This window comes from Vibrio sp. CJQ_6 (assembly GCF_043106745.1).
GTDB lineage: Bacteria > Pseudomonadota > Gammaproteobacteria > Enterobacterales > Vibrionaceae > Vibrio > Vibrio furnissii.
The window spans coordinates 282,999-300,003 of the sequence record NZ_JBICMV010000012.1 but is presented as its reverse complement, the minus strand read 5'-3'; the positions used below and the strand labels follow the sequence as shown (position 1 = coordinate 300,003).

Here is a 17,005-nt window from a genome sequence, read left to right as displayed (position 1 = left end):
GAGAGCTGCAATGCAACGTAAAGCTTGGTTAGCCGCGCTGATTCTCGCGGCGATGTTACCGGTTGGCATCACATCAGCACTGTTTAAAGCGTTGGCCGCTGAAATGGCAGCCAGCAACGGCGTGTCGAGTGATGAACTGAGTTACCTCAATATTGCCTTTTCGGCCGCGCAGTTAATTGCGCTGTTAGCGGCCCCTTTTATTGTGCGCTCTGTCAGCGTCATGCGCACGCTGCGCGTCAGCTTAATCATGGCCGCATTGTGCCAGGTGGTGTTCGCTTGCGCGCACCAATCCCCGGAGGTGCATGGCGCAGCGTGGGTGGTCGTCGGCGTGTGTGTCAGCCTCATCACGTTGAGTATCAACCTGCTGATTTTGGATCAATGCAGCTATCGAGCGATGACGTTGTTTGCTGCGCTGGTGCTCATCTGTTCCACGCTGCTGCCGATGGGTGGCTACCCGTGGTTTTTGACATGGCTCGTCACCCAAGCGGAATGGCAATGGCTCACTTATCCACTGGCCGGTTCGTGGCTGTTGGCAGCCGCAATCAGCTATCACTTGACGCTGTGCCAGCCCTTTGCGCGCACGCAAAAGTCACATGTTCTGGCTTACGTCCTGAGCGCCATCGCCTTGGTCGGATTGGTCTATTTGATGATGCGTGGCAGCTACTACAACTGGTTTGATGATCCTCGGTTTGACTATGCCATGCTGGGGGTGGTAGTTGTTGCGCTGCTCGCGATGGGATGGATGCAAGCCAGCCAGAAAAACGGCCCGACCAGCAGCCGCACGTTGCTGACCAACCTGCACAACAATGTCTTTATGTACAACGGCTTTCTCGCGGGATTCGGCGTAACCGCCAGCGGCGCGCTGATGACACTATTTCTCACCAGTGTGCTCAACTATAGCCATGAAACAGCAGGGTTCGTGCAGCTACCGGCGTTGCTTGCCATGGTGGTGGGGATGATCATCAGCGTGGCCGCTAGCAATCAAGATCGCTTTCCCAGTGACATCATTACCCCCATCGGGGTCGTGATGCTGGTCATTTCAGTGGTGATGTTCAGTCGCTTACCCGCGTATGTGGGGCCGGATGACGTCTTGCTGCCAATTTGCCTGCGCGGCTTGGGGGTCGGCTTACTCAATGTGTCGGTCACCATCGCCATGTTGGCTCATTTTCGTCACGATCAGCGCCCGGAAGGCATCAGCATATTTTATGTGTGTCGCACGCTGGGCGGCGTGCTCGGTTCGGCGCTGTTTACCCGTTTGTTGCAAGTCACGCGCACTGAATCGATGACCGATCTGACGCGCGAGCTCGGGGCGGATCCGGCGGCATTTTATACGCAATCAACACAGCAGTTACTGCTGGCTCAGGGCCATTTGCCATCAGGAACCCTCAACGCCACGTTGATGCAACAAACCGTCAGCCAACAAGTGATTGTCTCGGCGCTGGGCAATACCTTTCTCTGGTTTGTCATCGCCATCGCGTTCATGGCACCAATCATTTTGGTTGGGAAGAAGATGGTCAAAAAGCGGGCGAATGCCAACGCGTCACACAACTAATCCGCTCTGGCTCCGCTCGCTTTTGCGCTGGTCGAAAGATCAGAACAGCAAGTGCTTTTCTGCCTCACGCGCAAAGTGCTGACTGAGGTAATCAATCAATAACCGCACGCGACGCGGAATGTGTTGACGATCGTGATAGACCAAATTGATGGGCACACGGCGGCGGTGTTGCTGGTTAAACAGCGGCACCAACTGCTTTTCTTTAATCGCTTGCGCCAATTGAATGTCCGGCAACAATGCAATGCCAAAACCTTGGGTAGCGAGCGTGAATGTCATCTCCGGCGAATCAACAATCGTCATGTTGGCTCGCCCAAGGTCGAGCTTGCGCGTCGGCGATTCAAACCACCAGAACTTATGCTCGTCTTGCGACATTTCACGGAAGATCAAACGATGGTGCAGCAGATCTTCCGGCGTATTTGGCGTGCCAAATTCAGCCAAATAGGTCGGGCTGGCGTAGTAGTCGGCGTACATCGCGCCAATTTGCTGCGCCACCAAATTACTGATCACCGGCTGCCCCAATTGCACCAGCAGATCAAAGCGCCGTTTAGGAATGGTGCGCTCCACCACTTCCTGAGCGTGCAGTTCCAACTGAATATGAGGGTATGCTTTGCAAAATTCACGCAGTAATTCCCCCAAACATTTGATCATCGGTGAGACGCACAACAGGCGAATTTTCCCACTCATTTCCTGCCCGTACGCCGCCATTTCCTGCTCCAGCACGTCGACGTGCGTCAACACATCACGGCTGTGAGCATGAAAGATTTCCCCCGCTTCAGTCAGGGTAAAATGGCGAGCACTGCGATTGATCAACTTGACGTTGTAATGCTCTTCCAGTTCTTTGATTTTACGGCTGACACTGGATTTGGGCAGCGAGAGAAAATCGGCAGCTTGCGTGATGCCCCCCAATTGCACCACATGTTGAAACAACGTCAATGCCTCCAGTTTTAGCATGAAGTCACTCCTGATTTGTGGCTGATTGGCGCCAGGCCATGACCTTGAAGAAACTGGTCCACCACACGGTGAACATGTTGGCGCAGGTGCGCAGTGTCAGGTAATGGGCATCCCAGCAACGCTTGATAGAAATAACGCTCACGCAGCAGCGATAACAGATCCTGCGCCGCTTGCTCGGCATCGGAAAACGCTTCCGCTTGAGGATAGGTTTGACGTAAGTAATCGGCCAGTTGTTGATGCTTGGCGACGGGGCCATGGCTGAGAAAGAATGCCGGAATGTCTGGGTGATGATGAAAATCGCCAACCACAATGCGAAACAGCCCGAGCAGTGGATTAGAACAGAGGCGTTGAACGTACTGCTCACCAAAAGCCAATAAGCCAGCCCTTAACGAGGTCTGCGACGCTGCAGAGAAATCAAACAATGCCTCCAGCGATTCGAGGTGATACGCCAGCACGGCCTTAAACATCCCCTCTTTGTTGCCAAAATAACGATAGAGCGTCTGCTTTGAGCCGCCGCATTGCAACACGATCTGATCTAACGTGGTGTTGGTATACCCCTGTTCGATCAGCAACGCCGTCGCGGCTTGCAGTAAATTGGTCTGTTTTTGAACCGTGGAAGGTCGCATCAAGGTCACTCTCAAACTGTACTCATGGGTACGATTTTCAAAGTATACCGCCAACCCACGGGAAAATCTGCGAAAAAAAAGGACACCTTGAGCGTCCTGATGCGATTACAACGTGATAATAAATTCTTCCGGTGCACACACCTTGATTTGCGCGTCACCACGCGTTTGAATGGCGGCGATTTGCTCCGGATCCAACGAATACGGCATCACCAATTTCAGTTCTTCAATCCCTTCTAGCTTGGCCAGTTTCACCAGCGTCACCAGATTGGACTCATCACTTCTGCGGCTGGACAGTCGCTGCAGCGCCATGTCCCACAGCCTCTCTTCATGACTTTTGCCATCTTTCACTGTGTCATGCCACACCGTTCCGAAAACAGGGGCAAATGAAACGAGCGCATCTGAAAAAGTCCATTTTTTTGTACAAGAGGTGCCTAAGAAGCTGGTGTAATCAAACACGACAGAGATTCGTTCGGTTTTTTCCATGTGTCCTCCGACATCAGTGGTCTCGTTTGATACCCATATTATGCAGGAATTCTTATATAGCAATACGATATATAAAAAGATTCTTTTATGCCCCACATTCCAACCAATGGGGTATATAAAAATCAAACTGGTAACAAATATTGATCAAAGACAAAAAATATTGTGTGTGACGAATTAATATTTCGCGCCTTAAACAAAACTATTCGTCGTTTATTCACGATTTACAGAATATCCACGATTCGACTCGCCTTTTTGAACTGGATTTTGTAACCACTCCAGCGCGGCAATTCCCAACGTTTCGGCAGTGTTTTGCGTAACCCGCTTTTGTATACCACCTGCACCAGCTTGCGTTTGATGTGGTACTCGACCGTCAGTTGCAAATCGCCCAATGCCAGCTCAAACGGATACGCCTCAGCAAAGTCGTCAAGTTCCCAGTACGGAATGCCATCGAACGGCAAATCGCTGGCCTCAAACATCGCCAAGTCATCCAACGATTCGACGCCCAATGCCTGCAACTGCTGCTCAAACCAGCGGTCGAATGTGAGGTCATCGTGTTGCTGCGTTTTGGCATCCAGCCCCAACTCCACGTATAACTTCCACCAAGCAATTTCACGCTGGCGTTGCTCAGCAAAGCCCGGTAAACAGGCATTGGTTTTCACAGCGTCCACCAGCGGTTTCAGCGCCAACGCGCCGCTGGCTTGTACGGTGTTGCTTGCCACCACGCGGCCAGCATAATGCAACGTGAGCACGGTACTGAGCGCGCCGTCGTGCTGCACGGTCTCGCCTTGTTGCCATTCCCCCAGCGCCAGCGTTTCAATCAGCGACAGCGGCACTGGCATCATCACGGTGGCGAGGGTCAGGGTTTGTTTGACGCCTCGACCGGGCAAGCTGTGTTGATCCAGCACCAACGCGGCTTCTGCTCGTTCTGGGAAGCGGCTATGGCGCCCAGTCAGCACTTCCATACGCCCGTTGCCAAGCGCTTCTCTGCGTCGCTCACGGCGTACAAACAGCAGTTCAGGATGCAAACGCGCAATCGCTTCGGCCAAAGCGGCATGTTGATAACGCGAAGCGACTTCCAATTCCGGAAGTTCATAAATATCACGCATCTGCTCGGACAACCCGCGCGCTTCCCGTAGCGCTTCGTCATCGACCGTGACGCCAGAAAAGGTTTGTCCACGCACCAACTGAATCAGCAATTGCGCGTCGCACCCCAGCGGCTCTTCCTGCTGCAATTGTTCCAGTCGCTCTGCATTCGACGAGAGCGAATAGAGGCTCGCAGGCACCGCGAGCGCCGCCGTGAGATCGATCATTGCCTCTTTGAGTGCCTTGGGCGTGATGCGCGCCACCAAATCGGCGTAGAGCGCATCAACCGGCAGCGGCGCAATGCGGCGACCGTGCTCCGTCAGGTTAAGCTGCTCATCCAGCGCGCCAATGCCTTGAAGCATCTCCGCGGCTTGCGCCAGCGTTTTCTCGGGCAACGTTTCAAGGAAGGTCAAGGCGTGCAATGGCGAACCACAACTGCCCGCCGCTAACATCGGCTCGACCAAATCTTCGCGCTGCAATTGTGGCGGCGTCACGGTATCCAACGCGGCATGTTGACCATACAAACGCACCGCCACGCCATTCATCACGCGACCAGCACGGCCAGCGCGCTGCTTGGCGCTCGCTTTGGAAATATGTTTGAGAATGAGGGCGGTGCGGCCATTGCGCTGCTCGTTGCGACGCTCTAAACCGCTGTCGATCACCCAAGCGATGTTGGGGATGGTGAGTGAGGTTTCCGCGACATTGGTCGCCAGCACCACTTTTTGTTGCGCCTGCGGGTTGAGTGCAAGTGTGCGCTCACCTTCGCTGACAGAAGCGTGCAGCGACACCACCAACAAAGCGTCGATCCCATTGAGCAGTTGCTGACATTGCTGAATCTCTTTTCGCCCCGGCAGAAAGACCAATATATCGTCCTGCGTGGCGAGCATCGCCTGCTGCACTTCGGCTTTAACACGCTCAGCAAGCGAACGTCCATCGGGCAACTGGCGACTATCTGACGCGCGGTATTCCATCTTCACGTCGTACATACGCCCGCTCGCTTGCAGGCGCTTGGCCTGTAAATAGGTCGCCAAACGCTCACCTTCCAGCGTCGCAGAGGTCACGACTAAGCGATGACGCTGGCGCGCTTTGAGCAGTGCCACCAACAAATCGGTGTCCCAGCGGCGTTCGTGAAATTCATCCACCATGATGACATCGAATGATTTGAGTCCATCTTCGGCAAACCAACGCAGCGCCACCCCGGGGGTCACAAACACCACCTGTGATTGTTCCGAAGAACGGTTTTCCAATTTGATGGCGTACCCAATGTGCTGCCCCACCGCTTCTTGACGCTGCTGCGCAAGAAATTCAGCCAGCGACGTGCAAGCAATTCGGCGCGGTTCGATGACCAGCACTCGCCCTTGCTCTGCCGCCCAGCACGGCAGGCAAGTTGACTTCCCGGAACCGGTTTCGGCTTCCACAATCACGTGATCATGTTGCAAAGCCTTTAAAAATGTATCTTTGAGGGGCTGAATTGGAAGTAACTGCATATTTTTTAAAAGAAAACTCTAAAGATAAATTCGATAAATAGTAAATCAAAATGGTATTGATTTGACAAAAAACAGCTAAGTTTAGGAAATGTTACTGACTTTAGGCAGAATAATCTCCTGAAGGTTAAGGGTTCTCTATTTACAACCTAGCTGATAAGCCGTTATCATTTTTAGGTTTCCCTTCCACCCTACAAAGGCCGAAAATGAATAACGACAAACGTCCGCTTTATATTCCTTACGCTGGTCCAGCTCTACTCAGTACCCCTCTTCTTAACAAAGGCAGTGCATTCTCCGCTGAAGAGCGTGCATCATTCAACCTGGAAGGTTTATTACCTGAAGCCACGGAAACAATACAGGAACAAGTAGTTCGTGCCTACCAGCAATATCGCAGCTTCGAAAGCGATATGGACAAGCACATTTACCTGCGCAACATGCAAGACACCAACGAGACGCTGTTCTACCGTCTGGTGCAAAACCATATTTCTGAGATGATGCCAATCATCTACACACCGACGGTTGGTGCCGCGTGTGAAAACTTCTCGAACATCTACCGCCGTGGTCGCGGTCTGTTCATCTCTTACGCCAACCGCGATCGCATTGACGATCTGCTGAACAACGCCGCCAACCACAACGTAAAAGTGATCGTGGTGACAGATGGCGAACGTATTCTTGGTCTGGGTGACCAAGGCATCGGCGGCATGGGCATTCCAATCGGTAAGTTGTCTCTGTACACCGCGTGTGGCGGTATCAGCCCAGCTTACACTCTGCCTATCGTGCTCGATGTCGGTACCAACAACCCACAACGTCTGGCTGACCCAATGTACATGGGCTGGCGTCATCCACGCATCACTGGCGCAGAATACGATGCGTTCGTCGAAGAAGTGATTCAAGCCATTCAACGCCGCTGGCCTGAAGCGCTGGTACAGTTCGAAGACTTCGCACAGAAAAACGCGATGCCGCTGCTTGAGCGCTACAAAAACCGCATCTGCTGCTTCAACGATGACATTCAAGGCACCGCTGCAGTGACCGTGGGTTCGCTACTGGCCGCGTGTAAAGCTGCAGGCAGCAAACTGTCTGAACAGCGCATCACCTTCCTGGGCGCAGGTTCTGCGGGTTGTGGGATCGCAGAAGCGATCATCGCGCAAATGGTTTCAGAAGGCATTTCAGACGAGAAAGCCCGTTCACAAGTGTACATGGTGGATCGCTGGGGTCTGCTGGAAGAAGGCATGCCGAACCTGCTCGACTTCCAACAACGTCTGGTGCAGAAGAAAACCAACACCAAGAAATGGACTACCGAAGGCAACGGTTACTCGCTGCACGATGTCGTTCGCCAAGCGAAACCGACCGTACTGATCGGCGTTTCTGGCGCGCCGGGCCTATTCAGTGAAGACGTCATCAAAGAGATGCACCAGCACTGCCCTCGCCCGATTATATTCCCACTGTCGAACCCAACCAGCCGCGTGGAAGCAACGCCAAGCGACATCATTCGTTGGACCAACGGTGAAGCGCTGGTCGCAACTGGCAGCCCGTTCGATCCAGTGATCAACGAAGGTAAAACCTACCCAATCGCACAGTGCAACAACAGCTACATTTTCCCGGGCATTGGCTTGGGCGTTCTGGCCGTTGGCGCAAAACGCGTGACTGACGACATGCTGATGGAATCAAGCCGTGCCTTGGCCGAGTGTTCTCCACTGGCGATCAACGGCCACGGCCCACTGCTGCCGCCATTGGAATCGATCCACTCAGTATCGAAGAAAATTGCGTATGCCGTTGCGAAAAAAGCAATTGAACAAGGCGTCGCGCTGGAAATTACCGATGAAGCGCTGGACGTTGCCATTGATCAACACTTCTGGCAACCGGTATACCGCCGCTACAAACGTACATCGTTCTAAGCAATTGAATAGATTAAGCCCCTGTACAGGGGCTTTTTTATGCGCGACGAAAAATACGCCCGCGTTCCGTGCGGCCGATATGGTGCGTGCAATCCGTACACATCCTTAACAGCCGCGCGCCACATACCCCACGGCGTAAAGATCACCTTGTATCGGGCTACGGTGATCAATCTGGCTGAACCACGTGACACCCAGCGTTTGCCAGGTCGTCACGTTGACGCCGCGAACATCAGCGTCCTGCAGCGCGGTGTGTTCGATACAGGCAAACACCACGTTTTCATCTGGAGCGTTTGGAACCTCATCAACAAACCAGACCTGCACCGCCGGGCGACCAAATTGCTCACACAAGCCGTTAAATCCATCACTGTTTAAGAACGCGCGCATTGAGCCGTGATCGCGCCAAACGTAAAACGGCGCGTAACTGTTCACGTCATTGTGGTACGTCGTGGCATCTTTGCGCGAATAGAGATACGCCTTAAACAGCAAACCGGGATAACCATCCAACAGATGCCCTTTCTCGCGGATTCGGTTTTCAATGCTCTCCATTGGGTAGTCGGCGGGCAGAACCATTTTGTATTGCATCGCGATCATTGTATGTCTTCTCCATGTCGTCTTTAGAGCCAGCATAAGTTGATCTTTTCATACAAAAAATCAAAACTATTGAAAGTAACTATTTTGATTTTCAGGACGATGAACGATGCGAACACTGGATTTGGATGCATTGCGATGTTTTGTATTGGGCATTGAGCTCGGCAGTTTCGCGCTGGCCGCCGAGCGACTGAATCGCTCCCCTTCGGCCGCCAGTGCCCAATTGAAAAAGCTGGAGCAGCAATGCAATACGGCGTTGGTGACCAAATCTGGCCGCCATCTGCAACCCACTGAAGCAGGTGAAATGGTCCTGTCTTATGCCCGACGACTGTTGCAGCTTAATGATGAAGCCTTGCAACGGCTCCAAGGCCATGCGCTGGAAGGCAAAGTGAGTTTCGGCATGCAGGAAGATTTTAGTGAAGCATTGTTGCCCCAAGTGCTCGGCTCTTTTTCGCGCGCTCACCCGCACGTGCAGTTGCAATCTGTGGTCAGCCGCCATAAAGAGCTGTTTGAGGGAATTCAATCTGGCAACATTGATTTTTCCTTGGGTTGGGAAGGCCCGAAAGCCGCCCCTTACAGTGAACGTTTGTCAGAACTTCCCTTGCACTGGTTTGGCCCTGCCAACGCGCACTTAAGCGACACCATTCAAGCTACGCAGCCTCTCCCTTTGGTGATGTTGGATGGCGCCTGTGCGATTCGTCAGCAAGCCACCGAAGCGTTAGATGCTGCGGGTATTCCGTGGAAAATTAACTTTATCGGTCGCAGCTTGAGCAGCCTGTGGAAAGCGGTGGAAGCTGGCTTGGGCGTCACCGTGCGCTCGGCATTTGGCCAGCCAGATTGTGTGACAAAATTAACCGACCTGCCCGCTTTAGGCAGCCTGACTGTTTGCCTAGATCGCAGTCAGAATCAACTGGATGAGGTACAACAGCAACTGTACAACGCGCTAAAACAGCAGCTTCAACAACATCTTGCTCAATAACCCTGCGCAAAGCGTGTTGTCCGTGTCTGGACTGGAGTGAACGTCAATTTCATCTAGGCGGACAGGCAGGCGCCGCGCTGCTCCGCTTTTTTGAGCAGCAGCGTTGGATTGAACGTGTGGTCGGTTATCGCGAAGTCACCATCACCGCCAAGGGTAACCACGCGCTGAAAACGCATTTTCATGTCGAATCACGATGACGGTTTACCGCACGGCACACCCGTCATCGCAAGACAATCCCCCAACCGAATCAATCGCGGCTTACCTGAGCGAAAAAAGTTTCATGTTTTCGGTACGGTCCGGTGTTGTTCTCGGGCTCAAACGCTTTCAAACCGTCAGCGTCATGCAACGCGTCTACCATTTGGCGATTAAAGTAGGCATTGTTGTCATCACTTAAAAACGCTGACACATCAAGCCACTTCGCCTCGGCAATTTCGTCGATATCGTGAATGTTGATCGTTTCAGACAATGCCGTGAGCTTACACACCAAGTACATGTTGGTTTTGCCGAACTGAAACGGATGACGCGTGGTGAACCCCAGAATGGAATCAAATTCAGTTTCAACGCCCGTTTCTTCCAATACCTCACGAATGATGGCCGTTTCGATCTTCTCTCCCAACTCGATATGGCCGCCCGGCAATTTGTAGCCTTTCATACCATGCTCTTTGATCACTAACAGTTGTCCGAAATTGTTTTTGACGATCGCGCCAGCTCCCAACGTATGCGTGGGGATAAACGGTACAAACGTGGTCAACGGCGCTTTGTGAATCAGAGTGATTTCGTCCTCAAGGCAATTGTGAAACACAAACCCGAGTTCGGTGGCAATCGGCACCAAGTGTGATAAACCAATCGGCAGCGTCAGCCAAATGATGTTCTTTGCTTCAGCGTGGGCAAACGCCACAATGTCTGCCAGTTGCGCGTGAAATGTATCAACATCGGCCGGCACATCTTCCCGGCCGATAATGATGCCGTTGAACTTATCCAACTCGAACTTCAAGGTGATCTCCTTAGTGATGCTTAACGAAGCCGTCTTAGCTACAAGACAACGAGGCAACCATCTTAACCACCTTTTCTCACTCAGTGACAGAACAAATTCACCTTCTCTTTAGCGAACAAGATATTACGCTGCGGTGACCGCCAGATCCGGGGTTTTGTTTAAACGCATCATGGTCAAGACTGCCAACACCATGACTGCCGCGGCGAAGAAGAATCCCCATTGAGTCAGGCCATAGTGACTCAGCAACGCAATCGACACATAGCTGAGACTCTGCACCAAAGTTGCGAACATTTGCAGCCCACCATCTGCGCGCCCACGTTGGTGGATAGGGATGCTGTGATGCATCCAGTTGGTTCGAGCGATACGATTCAAGGCGTTAAATGTGCCAAAGAAGAAGGTAAACACCAGTAACCAGAGTGGCGTCGGCGCAACACTCATGCCTACCAGCATGATGGCCGCAAGCCCCATGGCTCCGATCATCATATTGGGATGAGAACTCAGCCCCAACAGGCGGCTCACGAGCAGCCCTGTGACCAATGACCCCATGCCAAAAGCGATGTTGTAACCGGCAAACCAATCACCCGACACCCCCGTTTCGGAAAACCAAATCGGCACCAGCTTGGTCAAAAACGTCAGGATGGGATAGCTCAGCGCCGAGAGCATTAAAAATGCATAAAACTGGGGTCTTAATGTCAATATCTCCCGACTCTCTTTCATCTGGTCAATAAACGAAACCGACGTTGCGTGGCGCAACTGGCGGCGGTACGGCGTCATCAGATAACTGACACACGCGATCGCCGAGGCGATGGCCGCAAAGCTGGCGAATTCAAACATGCCCCACATTTCCAGCAACACCACACCGAGCGCGCCAGAACCCAGCGTTGTGCCCTGCATGATCACTTCCTGCTTGCCGGATATCGCCGCATATTCGTGCTGATGAAAATTCTCCTGCGTAAAGGCGTTGTTGGTCGCCCAAGCCAAGTTACTGGACGTCCAGAACAGCAATTGCGCCACTGCCAGCAGCCCATTCGACTCATACCCAGCCCAATAGACCAAAGCCACCACCCCTGCGGTACTGGCCTGAAGCCATTGCACCAAGACCAGTAAGCGTTTGCGCGAAAATCGGTCGATCAAGGTCGAGAAAAACGGCGTCAGCACAAAAGACGCGGCGGTACATGCCAGCGCCACCATCGCAACAAACGCGCCCATATTGGGTGTCGACAGCATGGCCCACGGCAGAGCCATCATAAACAACCCAGAAGAGATGCCGTCAAAGAAGCGCCCGGTCAGATAGGCGCGCGTGCGGGTTTTATTATTCCATTCCATATTTGTATTCCATATCAAGCCAACTTGGTGTTACGGTAATACCTCAAGTTAACTTTAGGTAAAGCGCTTTTTTATCATTCATCAGAAAAGCGTCGCTGAGCAGGAGTCCGGACGATGGAAATGACCGTTGGTGAAGTGGCCCAACGCGCAGGAGTGAAGGTATCCACCCTACACTTTTACGAGCAGAAAGGATTGATTCATAGTTGGCGTAATGCTGGTAATCAGCGTCGTTACCATCGCAATGTGCTACGTCGGCTTGCGGTGATCAAAGCCGCGCAAATGGTCGGGCTCACCTTAGACGAGGTGGCCGAATCGTTGGCGGATTTACCCAAGCATCAAGCGCCAAGCCGACAAGAATGGGAGCAGATGGCGTCCAACTGGAACGCCATGCTGGAGCATCGCATTGCGCAGCTCAAAGCACTGCAAAGCGATCTCGGCGGCTGTATTGGCTGCGGCTGTTTGTCGATGGAATCTTGCGCCATTTACAACCCGCAAGATATTCGAGCGCAGACCTTTAGCGAAAAAACACGCCTGACGCATCCAGAAGAGTGGTGAAATAACCACCAAACTCACTGCCATGCTGAGTGATGGGCCTCGCCGCACTCATGGAAACACCTCACCCTGTCACGTGAAAACAGGCACATATGCGGGCGCAATGGCGGGCAGACAAGCCATCGCTGTCCGGAAGCTCAACGCCATTAGGCAGTCACCATCCCCCCCAATAAGCGTACGTCAAGGCTGAACCGCCTTAAAACATTCTGCCTCGTCTTCGGTTAAGAGCTTGATAGTTCACCGCAATATCACTTATTATTTTTGCCACTGACACGTTCACGCCGTTTGTTGGCGTTCTACTGATAGATCACGGATATGATGAGCTTTTTTGCCCCAGCGGGACATTACATCGCCCCTTACCTCAGCGAAATTTCCACCGCACTGATCGCCTGTTTGCTGGTGATGCTGGGTGGAGAGATCAATGCGCTGCTGCGCCGCTTAATGCGCGATCAACATTTTCTTTTGCGCACCATCGCCTTTATCTTGGTCAATGCGTTTGGTTACGGATTAATCATAATTAAAGCAAGCCCTTACCTCACTCGGACACTCTCCCATTTAGAGCAAGGCATGATGTTTAGTATTGTTTTTATCAGCTTTATTGTGATTGGCCTATGGGCGCAAAGAAACCGTCAAATCTAAATCTCAGAGTGATGTTCACTCGTCTGAAATCCCGGCTTCGACGTCTGAAGCTGGGGCTTTGGCTGCGTCGAATGTCACTGACGCTGCTTGCCTGCATCGCAGGCATTTACGGCATTGATCGTTGGGTGAGCTGGCAAACCCAAGATCACATCATCAGCAACATTTACAATGTGCCAAAGTTTCAAGTTGCCGTGGTGCTGGGCACCAGTAAGTACCTTGGCCGCACGCTGAATGACTACTATGTTCACCGCATCAACGCCGCGATTGATCTGTTTGAACAAGGCAAGGTCAATGGCTTTCTGCTCAGCGGAGACAACGCCCATCGTTCTTACAATGAACCGTGGACGATGAAACGTGATTTGCTCAAAGCGGGCGTTCCCAACGAACAGATCTATCTTGATTATGCAGGGTTTCGCACCCTCGATTCGATCGTGCGTGCCAAGCGGATTTTCGATACCGATAATTTTCTGATCATCACCCAACGCTTCCACTGTGAGCGCGCGCTGTTTATCGCCAATCATCACGACATCAACGCCACGTGTCTCGCGGTTCCTGGGCCGACCAACCATTCCGGTTTTCAAGTCCGCCTGCGCGAAGTGTTTGCACGCACCAAAGCGTTTTTCGATCTCTATATCTTTGATACTCAGCCGAAATTCCTTGGCCCGAAAGAACCCATTATCTTCGACAAGGCTTCATCAACCGAGATTGCCGATGCCAGCGTGAGCGACTCCGATGCGCTGACGCCCAATGAATCCGCTGCAACACCAACGAACGAATAACCAACAAACAGCGCCATGTGGTCGGCTTGGCGCCCTTTCTGCTTTTCTTTTCTGTTAAACTCACACCAAACAATAAAACCATAGAGTAATGTCATGTCGATCATCGCAACAGGCGTGCTGGATAAAATGCGCGCCAATTTGGAAGGAACCGTCGCTTACCGACTGCCAGTCGGTGAGGACGAAATCGATCTCAACCCACTGATGGGTCACACCATCACGCTGAAACACACGGGCAATATCTATTGCTGCTCATGCGGCAAGAAAACCAAGAAGAGCTATTCACAGGGCCACTGTTTTGTGTGCATGAAGAAACTCGCCAGCTGCGACATGTGCATCATGAAGCCGGAAACCTGCCACTTTGATCAGGGCACCTGCCGTGAACCCGATTGGGCACAAACGCACTGCATGGTGGATCACTACGTGTACCTCTCCAACACATCGAGCCTGAAAGTGGGCATTACCCGCCACACGCAAATTCCAACCCGTTGGATTGACCAAGGCGCGACTCAAGGTTTGCCCATCTACAAAGTGAAGACACGTCAGATCTCAGGCTTGGTTGAAGTGGAATTGGCTAGACACATCGCCGACAAAACCAACTGGCGCGAACTGCTCAAAGGCGACGGCGAACCGATGTCACTGGAAGAACGCGCGGCCGAGCTGAAACCGTTGTTGGCTGACAAAATTGCCGAGATCAAACAACAATTTGGTGACGATGCGGTCATCGAAGTGAGCGAGCAAACCACGCAGCTTGCCTACCCAGTCGAGGTGCATCCGAAGAAAATCACCTCGCACAACTTTGATAAAAACCCGGAAGTGACGGGTGTGCTGCAAGGGATCAAAGGCCAGTACCTGATCCTCGACAGCGGCGTGATCAACATCCGCAAGTTCACGTCATACGAAGTGGAAGTGAGCACCGACTAAACGTCGAACGCCTCGGCATACACTCGCCCAACGCATAGAGAAAGCCCGCATCACGCGGGCTTTTTTTGTTGGTAAATCGAGCGATATTACAAACGTTGTAACGCGTCAAACAGCGCATCGATTTCCTCCGTAGTGTTGTAGTGCATGCACCCGATACGCACCACGCCACCTTTGTCTGCCAAATCCAGTTGGCGAACCAACCCCAACGCGTAGAAATGACCATTCCAAACGCAGATGTTCTGCTCACCCAGTGCTCTGGCGACCAATTCGGGATGGAAATCATCCAACCGAATGGCAAATGTCGGCGTGCGATTTTCACTCTGATAATCGTCGCGGCCATAAAGCGTGGCGCCTTTTAACTCGGCGAGTCTGGTCAGGAAATGCTTGCTCAGCGTCTGTTCGTGTTCATTGAACTGGGCAAAGCTTTGTTCGAGCCGTTCCCGCAGGCTCAGCCCCGCCTCGCCCCACTGCGCGAGATAGTCAATGGCTGCAATGACGCCAGCCAACCCTTCGAAACTCTGTGTGCCGGTTTCAAAACGACCCGGACCAATATTGGTCGCCGGTTCAACTTTATAAGGCTTGAGCGCATGTAGCCATTGCGATGAAACGTAGGCAATCCCCACATGCGGGCCAAAGAATTTGTACGCCGAACAGGCGAGAAAATCACACCCGAGTTCCTGCACGTCGATCAGGTGATGTGGCGCGTAATGCACCGCGTCCACGTAAACCATCGCGCCCGCTTGATGCGCCGCTTCAACAATGCGCTTCACATTGACGATCGACCCCGTGGTGTTGGAGGCGTAAGTGAGCGCCACCAGCTTGGTGTTCGGATTGATGAGTGAAATCAGATGTTCTTCATCCAGCGTGCAGTCTACAGGATTGATGCGCGCCTGATGCACCATCGCCCCTTTGTCTTCGGCGGCTTGCTGCCAGCTCGAGACATTGGAATAGTGGTCGAGCGCGGTGACGATCACTTCATCGCCCACCTGCCAATCACGGCTGATTGCGCGGCTGAGCGAAAACGTCAGCGAGGTCATATTCGCGCCGAAGACAATATTGCCGGAAGACTCAGCATTCAACAGCGCCTGCGCATGTTCACGCGCCTGCTGCATCACATCCGTGGTGATCTGGCTGGAGAAATAGTGCCCGCCAAGGTTGGCGTTGTAATGGCCCAAGTAAGCGGTCATTTTCTCCAGCACCGATTGGGGCACTTGCGATCCCCCCGGGCCGTCGAGGAACACCACCGGCTTATCGTGAACACGTTGATGGAGCGCGGAGAACTGCGCGCGCGCTTGATCAGGAGTGAAGCTCATGAGCATTGCCTTTTGCTGTCAGGACAAACAAGTCCATATAACCTTGTTCATTGCCGCTCAGTGAGCGAATCGGACGGGCGTTATGCCACAACTGGTTGTCTGCCAACATCGCCACTTCCCCATTACCCAGCGCTTTACGGAAAAACGGGTCGTCATGGCAATCTTGATAAAGCAGAATTTCACCGCCTTCAATGTTATGGCGGCCAATGCCCACAATGGCTATGTGATCAAAGCCATCCTGATGCACGCCTTCCGGCGCCACTTGTGTTTCATCGAACACGGTGGCGATGCGAATCTGATGAATTTCGATTTCCTGACCGTTTGGCAGGCTATTAGTTTCCACGAAGAGCTTGCACAGTTCACGCATGCCATCGCTTTGCAGCGTCGACTTTAAAATGGGTTCAAACTGACGCACGACATTGCCCTGAAAATGGTTGAAGTGATCGGTTTGCATGAATTCGTTTTTGCCTGTTTCCAGCACAATTCCGTCCTGAAATTGAACCACCGAGTAGCGACGTAAACGGTACTGGCCATCGGCATGTTCCGTGTGCGGCAGGTCGACAAACGACGGCGCGAGCTGGTTGATCGCCTGAAGACTCAGTTGAGTGATATGTAGGGTATTTTGGTGTGCGTGTAACATCATCGACTCCTTAATGAAGACACATTAATTATCAGTTTTGTTAACAAATAATTTACACACAGAATACGCAATTATTTTGTCAGATCAAATTTCCACCACAAATAAATCCAACAAATATAAATAAACGACATATATACCCAATAATTTGCAATTTGTTAGTCGTTACGACCAAATCTAACATTGCAAGCATTCAAAAATTG

Annotated in this window: 16 protein-coding genes and 1 pseudogene; 8 read left to right on the top strand and 9 right to left on the bottom strand. The window is 52.3% G+C overall.

Annotated elements, in window-relative coordinates; all coding sequences use genetic code 11:
- Positions 1 to 10 precede the first annotated feature (10 nt).
- The gene (locus ACF8PK_RS08350) at positions 11 to 1,552 is read left to right on the top strand and encodes an MFS transporter (protein ID WP_392440731.1); all 1,542 of its coding nucleotides are present in this window, start codon (positions 11 to 13) and stop codon (positions 1,550 to 1,552) included.
- Between the two features lie 39 nt (positions 1,553 to 1,591).
- Here the strand turns inward: ACF8PK_RS08350 and ACF8PK_RS08345 are convergent, their stop codons facing one another.
- From ACF8PK_RS08345 to ACF8PK_RS08330, 4 genes are all read right to left on the bottom strand, one after another.
- Positions 1,592 to 2,503 carry a LysR family transcriptional regulator gene (locus ACF8PK_RS08345; RefSeq protein WP_392440729.1) on the bottom strand — a complete coding sequence of 304 codons (912 nt, stop codon included), beginning with the start codon at positions 2,501 to 2,503 and terminating at the stop codon, positions 1,592 to 1,594.
- Positions 2,497 to 3,129, bottom strand: coding sequence for a TetR/AcrR family transcriptional regulator (locus tag ACF8PK_RS08340; protein ID WP_158140878.1), 633 nt, complete (start codon positions 3,127 to 3,129; stop codon positions 2,497 to 2,499). The genes ACF8PK_RS08345 and ACF8PK_RS08340 overlap by 7 nt, the downstream gene beginning before the upstream one ends.
- 105 nt (positions 3,130 to 3,234) lie before the next feature.
- The gene (locus ACF8PK_RS08335; protein WP_014205261.1) at positions 3,235 to 3,612 is read right to left on the bottom strand and encodes a hypothetical protein; all 378 of its coding nucleotides are present in this window, start codon (positions 3,610 to 3,612) and stop codon (positions 3,235 to 3,237) included.
- A gap of 221 nt (positions 3,613 to 3,833) precedes the next feature.
- Entirely contained in the window at positions 3,834 to 6,182 is a 2,349-nt protein-coding gene (locus ACF8PK_RS08330; protein WP_392440727.1) for a helicase-related protein, read from the bottom strand.
- Positions 6,183 to 6,385: 203 nt separating this feature from the next.
- On the opposite strand from ACF8PK_RS08330, the gene ACF8PK_RS08325 reads away from it, so the two are divergent.
- Entirely contained in the window at positions 6,386 to 8,074 is a 1,689-nt protein-coding gene (locus ACF8PK_RS08325; RefSeq protein WP_004726253.1) for an NAD-dependent malic enzyme, read from the top strand.
- A 105-nt stretch (positions 8,075 to 8,179) separates the two neighbouring features.
- Here the strand turns inward: ACF8PK_RS08325 and ACF8PK_RS08320 are convergent, their stop codons facing one another.
- Positions 8,180 to 8,665 (bottom strand): DUF4865 family protein, encoded by a 486-nt coding sequence (locus ACF8PK_RS08320; protein ID WP_392440725.1) that lies wholly within the window; start codon positions 8,663 to 8,665, stop codon positions 8,180 to 8,182.
- Positions 8,666 to 8,771: 106 nt separating this feature from the next.
- Between ACF8PK_RS08320 and ACF8PK_RS08315 the strand changes: the two genes are divergently transcribed.
- The gene (locus ACF8PK_RS08315) at positions 8,772 to 9,641 is read left to right on the top strand and encodes a LysR substrate-binding domain-containing protein (RefSeq protein ID WP_392440723.1); all 870 of its coding nucleotides are present in this window, start codon (positions 8,772 to 8,774) and stop codon (positions 9,639 to 9,641) included.
- 5 nt (positions 9,642 to 9,646) lie between these two features.
- Positions 9,647 to 9,838 (top strand): annotated as a pseudogene (locus ACF8PK_RS08310) (transcriptional regulator); the annotation flags it as partial.
- 50 nt (positions 9,839 to 9,888) lie between these two features.
- Here the strand turns inward: ACF8PK_RS08310 and ACF8PK_RS08305 are convergent.
- Both ACF8PK_RS08305 and ACF8PK_RS08300 read right to left on the bottom strand, forming a co-directional pair.
- Positions 9,889 to 10,635, bottom strand: a complete 747-nt coding sequence (locus tag ACF8PK_RS08305; protein WP_392440722.1) for an NUDIX domain-containing protein — start codon at positions 10,633 to 10,635, stop codon at positions 9,889 to 9,891.
- A gap of 123 nt (positions 10,636 to 10,758) precedes the next feature.
- Entirely contained in the window at positions 10,759 to 11,961 is a 1,203-nt protein-coding gene (locus tag ACF8PK_RS08300) for an MFS transporter (RefSeq protein WP_172562118.1), read from the bottom strand.
- A gap of 114 nt (positions 11,962 to 12,075) precedes the next feature.
- Between ACF8PK_RS08300 and soxR the strand changes: the two genes are divergently transcribed.
- The 4 genes from soxR (at position 12,076) to ACF8PK_RS08280 (ending at position 14,852) form a co-directional block, all read left to right on the top strand.
- On the top strand, positions 12,076 to 12,516 hold the full coding sequence (gene soxR / locus ACF8PK_RS08295; RefSeq protein ID WP_014205269.1) for a redox-sensitive transcriptional activator SoxR: 441 nt from the start codon (positions 12,076 to 12,078) through the stop codon (positions 12,514 to 12,516).
- Positions 12,517 to 12,828: 312 nt separating this feature from the next.
- Positions 12,829 to 13,152, top strand: a complete 324-nt coding sequence (locus tag ACF8PK_RS08290) for a DUF3392 domain-containing protein (RefSeq protein WP_038151260.1) — start codon at positions 12,829 to 12,831, stop codon at positions 13,150 to 13,152.
- Positions 13,125 to 13,931: a vancomycin high temperature exclusion protein gene (locus tag ACF8PK_RS08285; RefSeq protein WP_199244870.1), complete on the top strand. Its 807-nt coding sequence runs from the start codon at positions 13,125 to 13,127 to the stop codon at positions 13,929 to 13,931. Before ACF8PK_RS08290 ends, ACF8PK_RS08285 begins: the two co-directional genes overlap by 28 nt.
- Before the next feature lie 93 nt (positions 13,932 to 14,024).
- Positions 14,025 to 14,852 carry a DUF2797 domain-containing protein gene (locus ACF8PK_RS08280; protein WP_392440720.1) on the top strand — a complete coding sequence of 276 codons (828 nt, stop codon included), beginning with the start codon at positions 14,025 to 14,027 and terminating at the stop codon, positions 14,850 to 14,852.
- Positions 14,853 to 14,938: 86 nt separating this feature from the next.
- Here the strand turns inward: ACF8PK_RS08280 and ACF8PK_RS08275 are convergent, their stop codons facing one another.
- Positions 14,939 to 16,165 (bottom strand): cysteine desulfurase-like protein, encoded by a 1,227-nt coding sequence (locus ACF8PK_RS08275; RefSeq protein WP_238770296.1) that lies wholly within the window; start codon positions 16,163 to 16,165, stop codon positions 14,939 to 14,941.
- The gene (locus ACF8PK_RS08270; protein ID WP_392440961.1) at positions 16,149 to 16,805 is read right to left on the bottom strand and encodes a 2OG-Fe dioxygenase family protein; all 657 of its coding nucleotides are present in this window, start codon (positions 16,803 to 16,805) and stop codon (positions 16,149 to 16,151) included. The genes ACF8PK_RS08275 and ACF8PK_RS08270 overlap by 17 nt, the downstream gene beginning before the upstream one ends.
- Positions 16,806 to 17,005 lie beyond the last annotated feature (200 nt).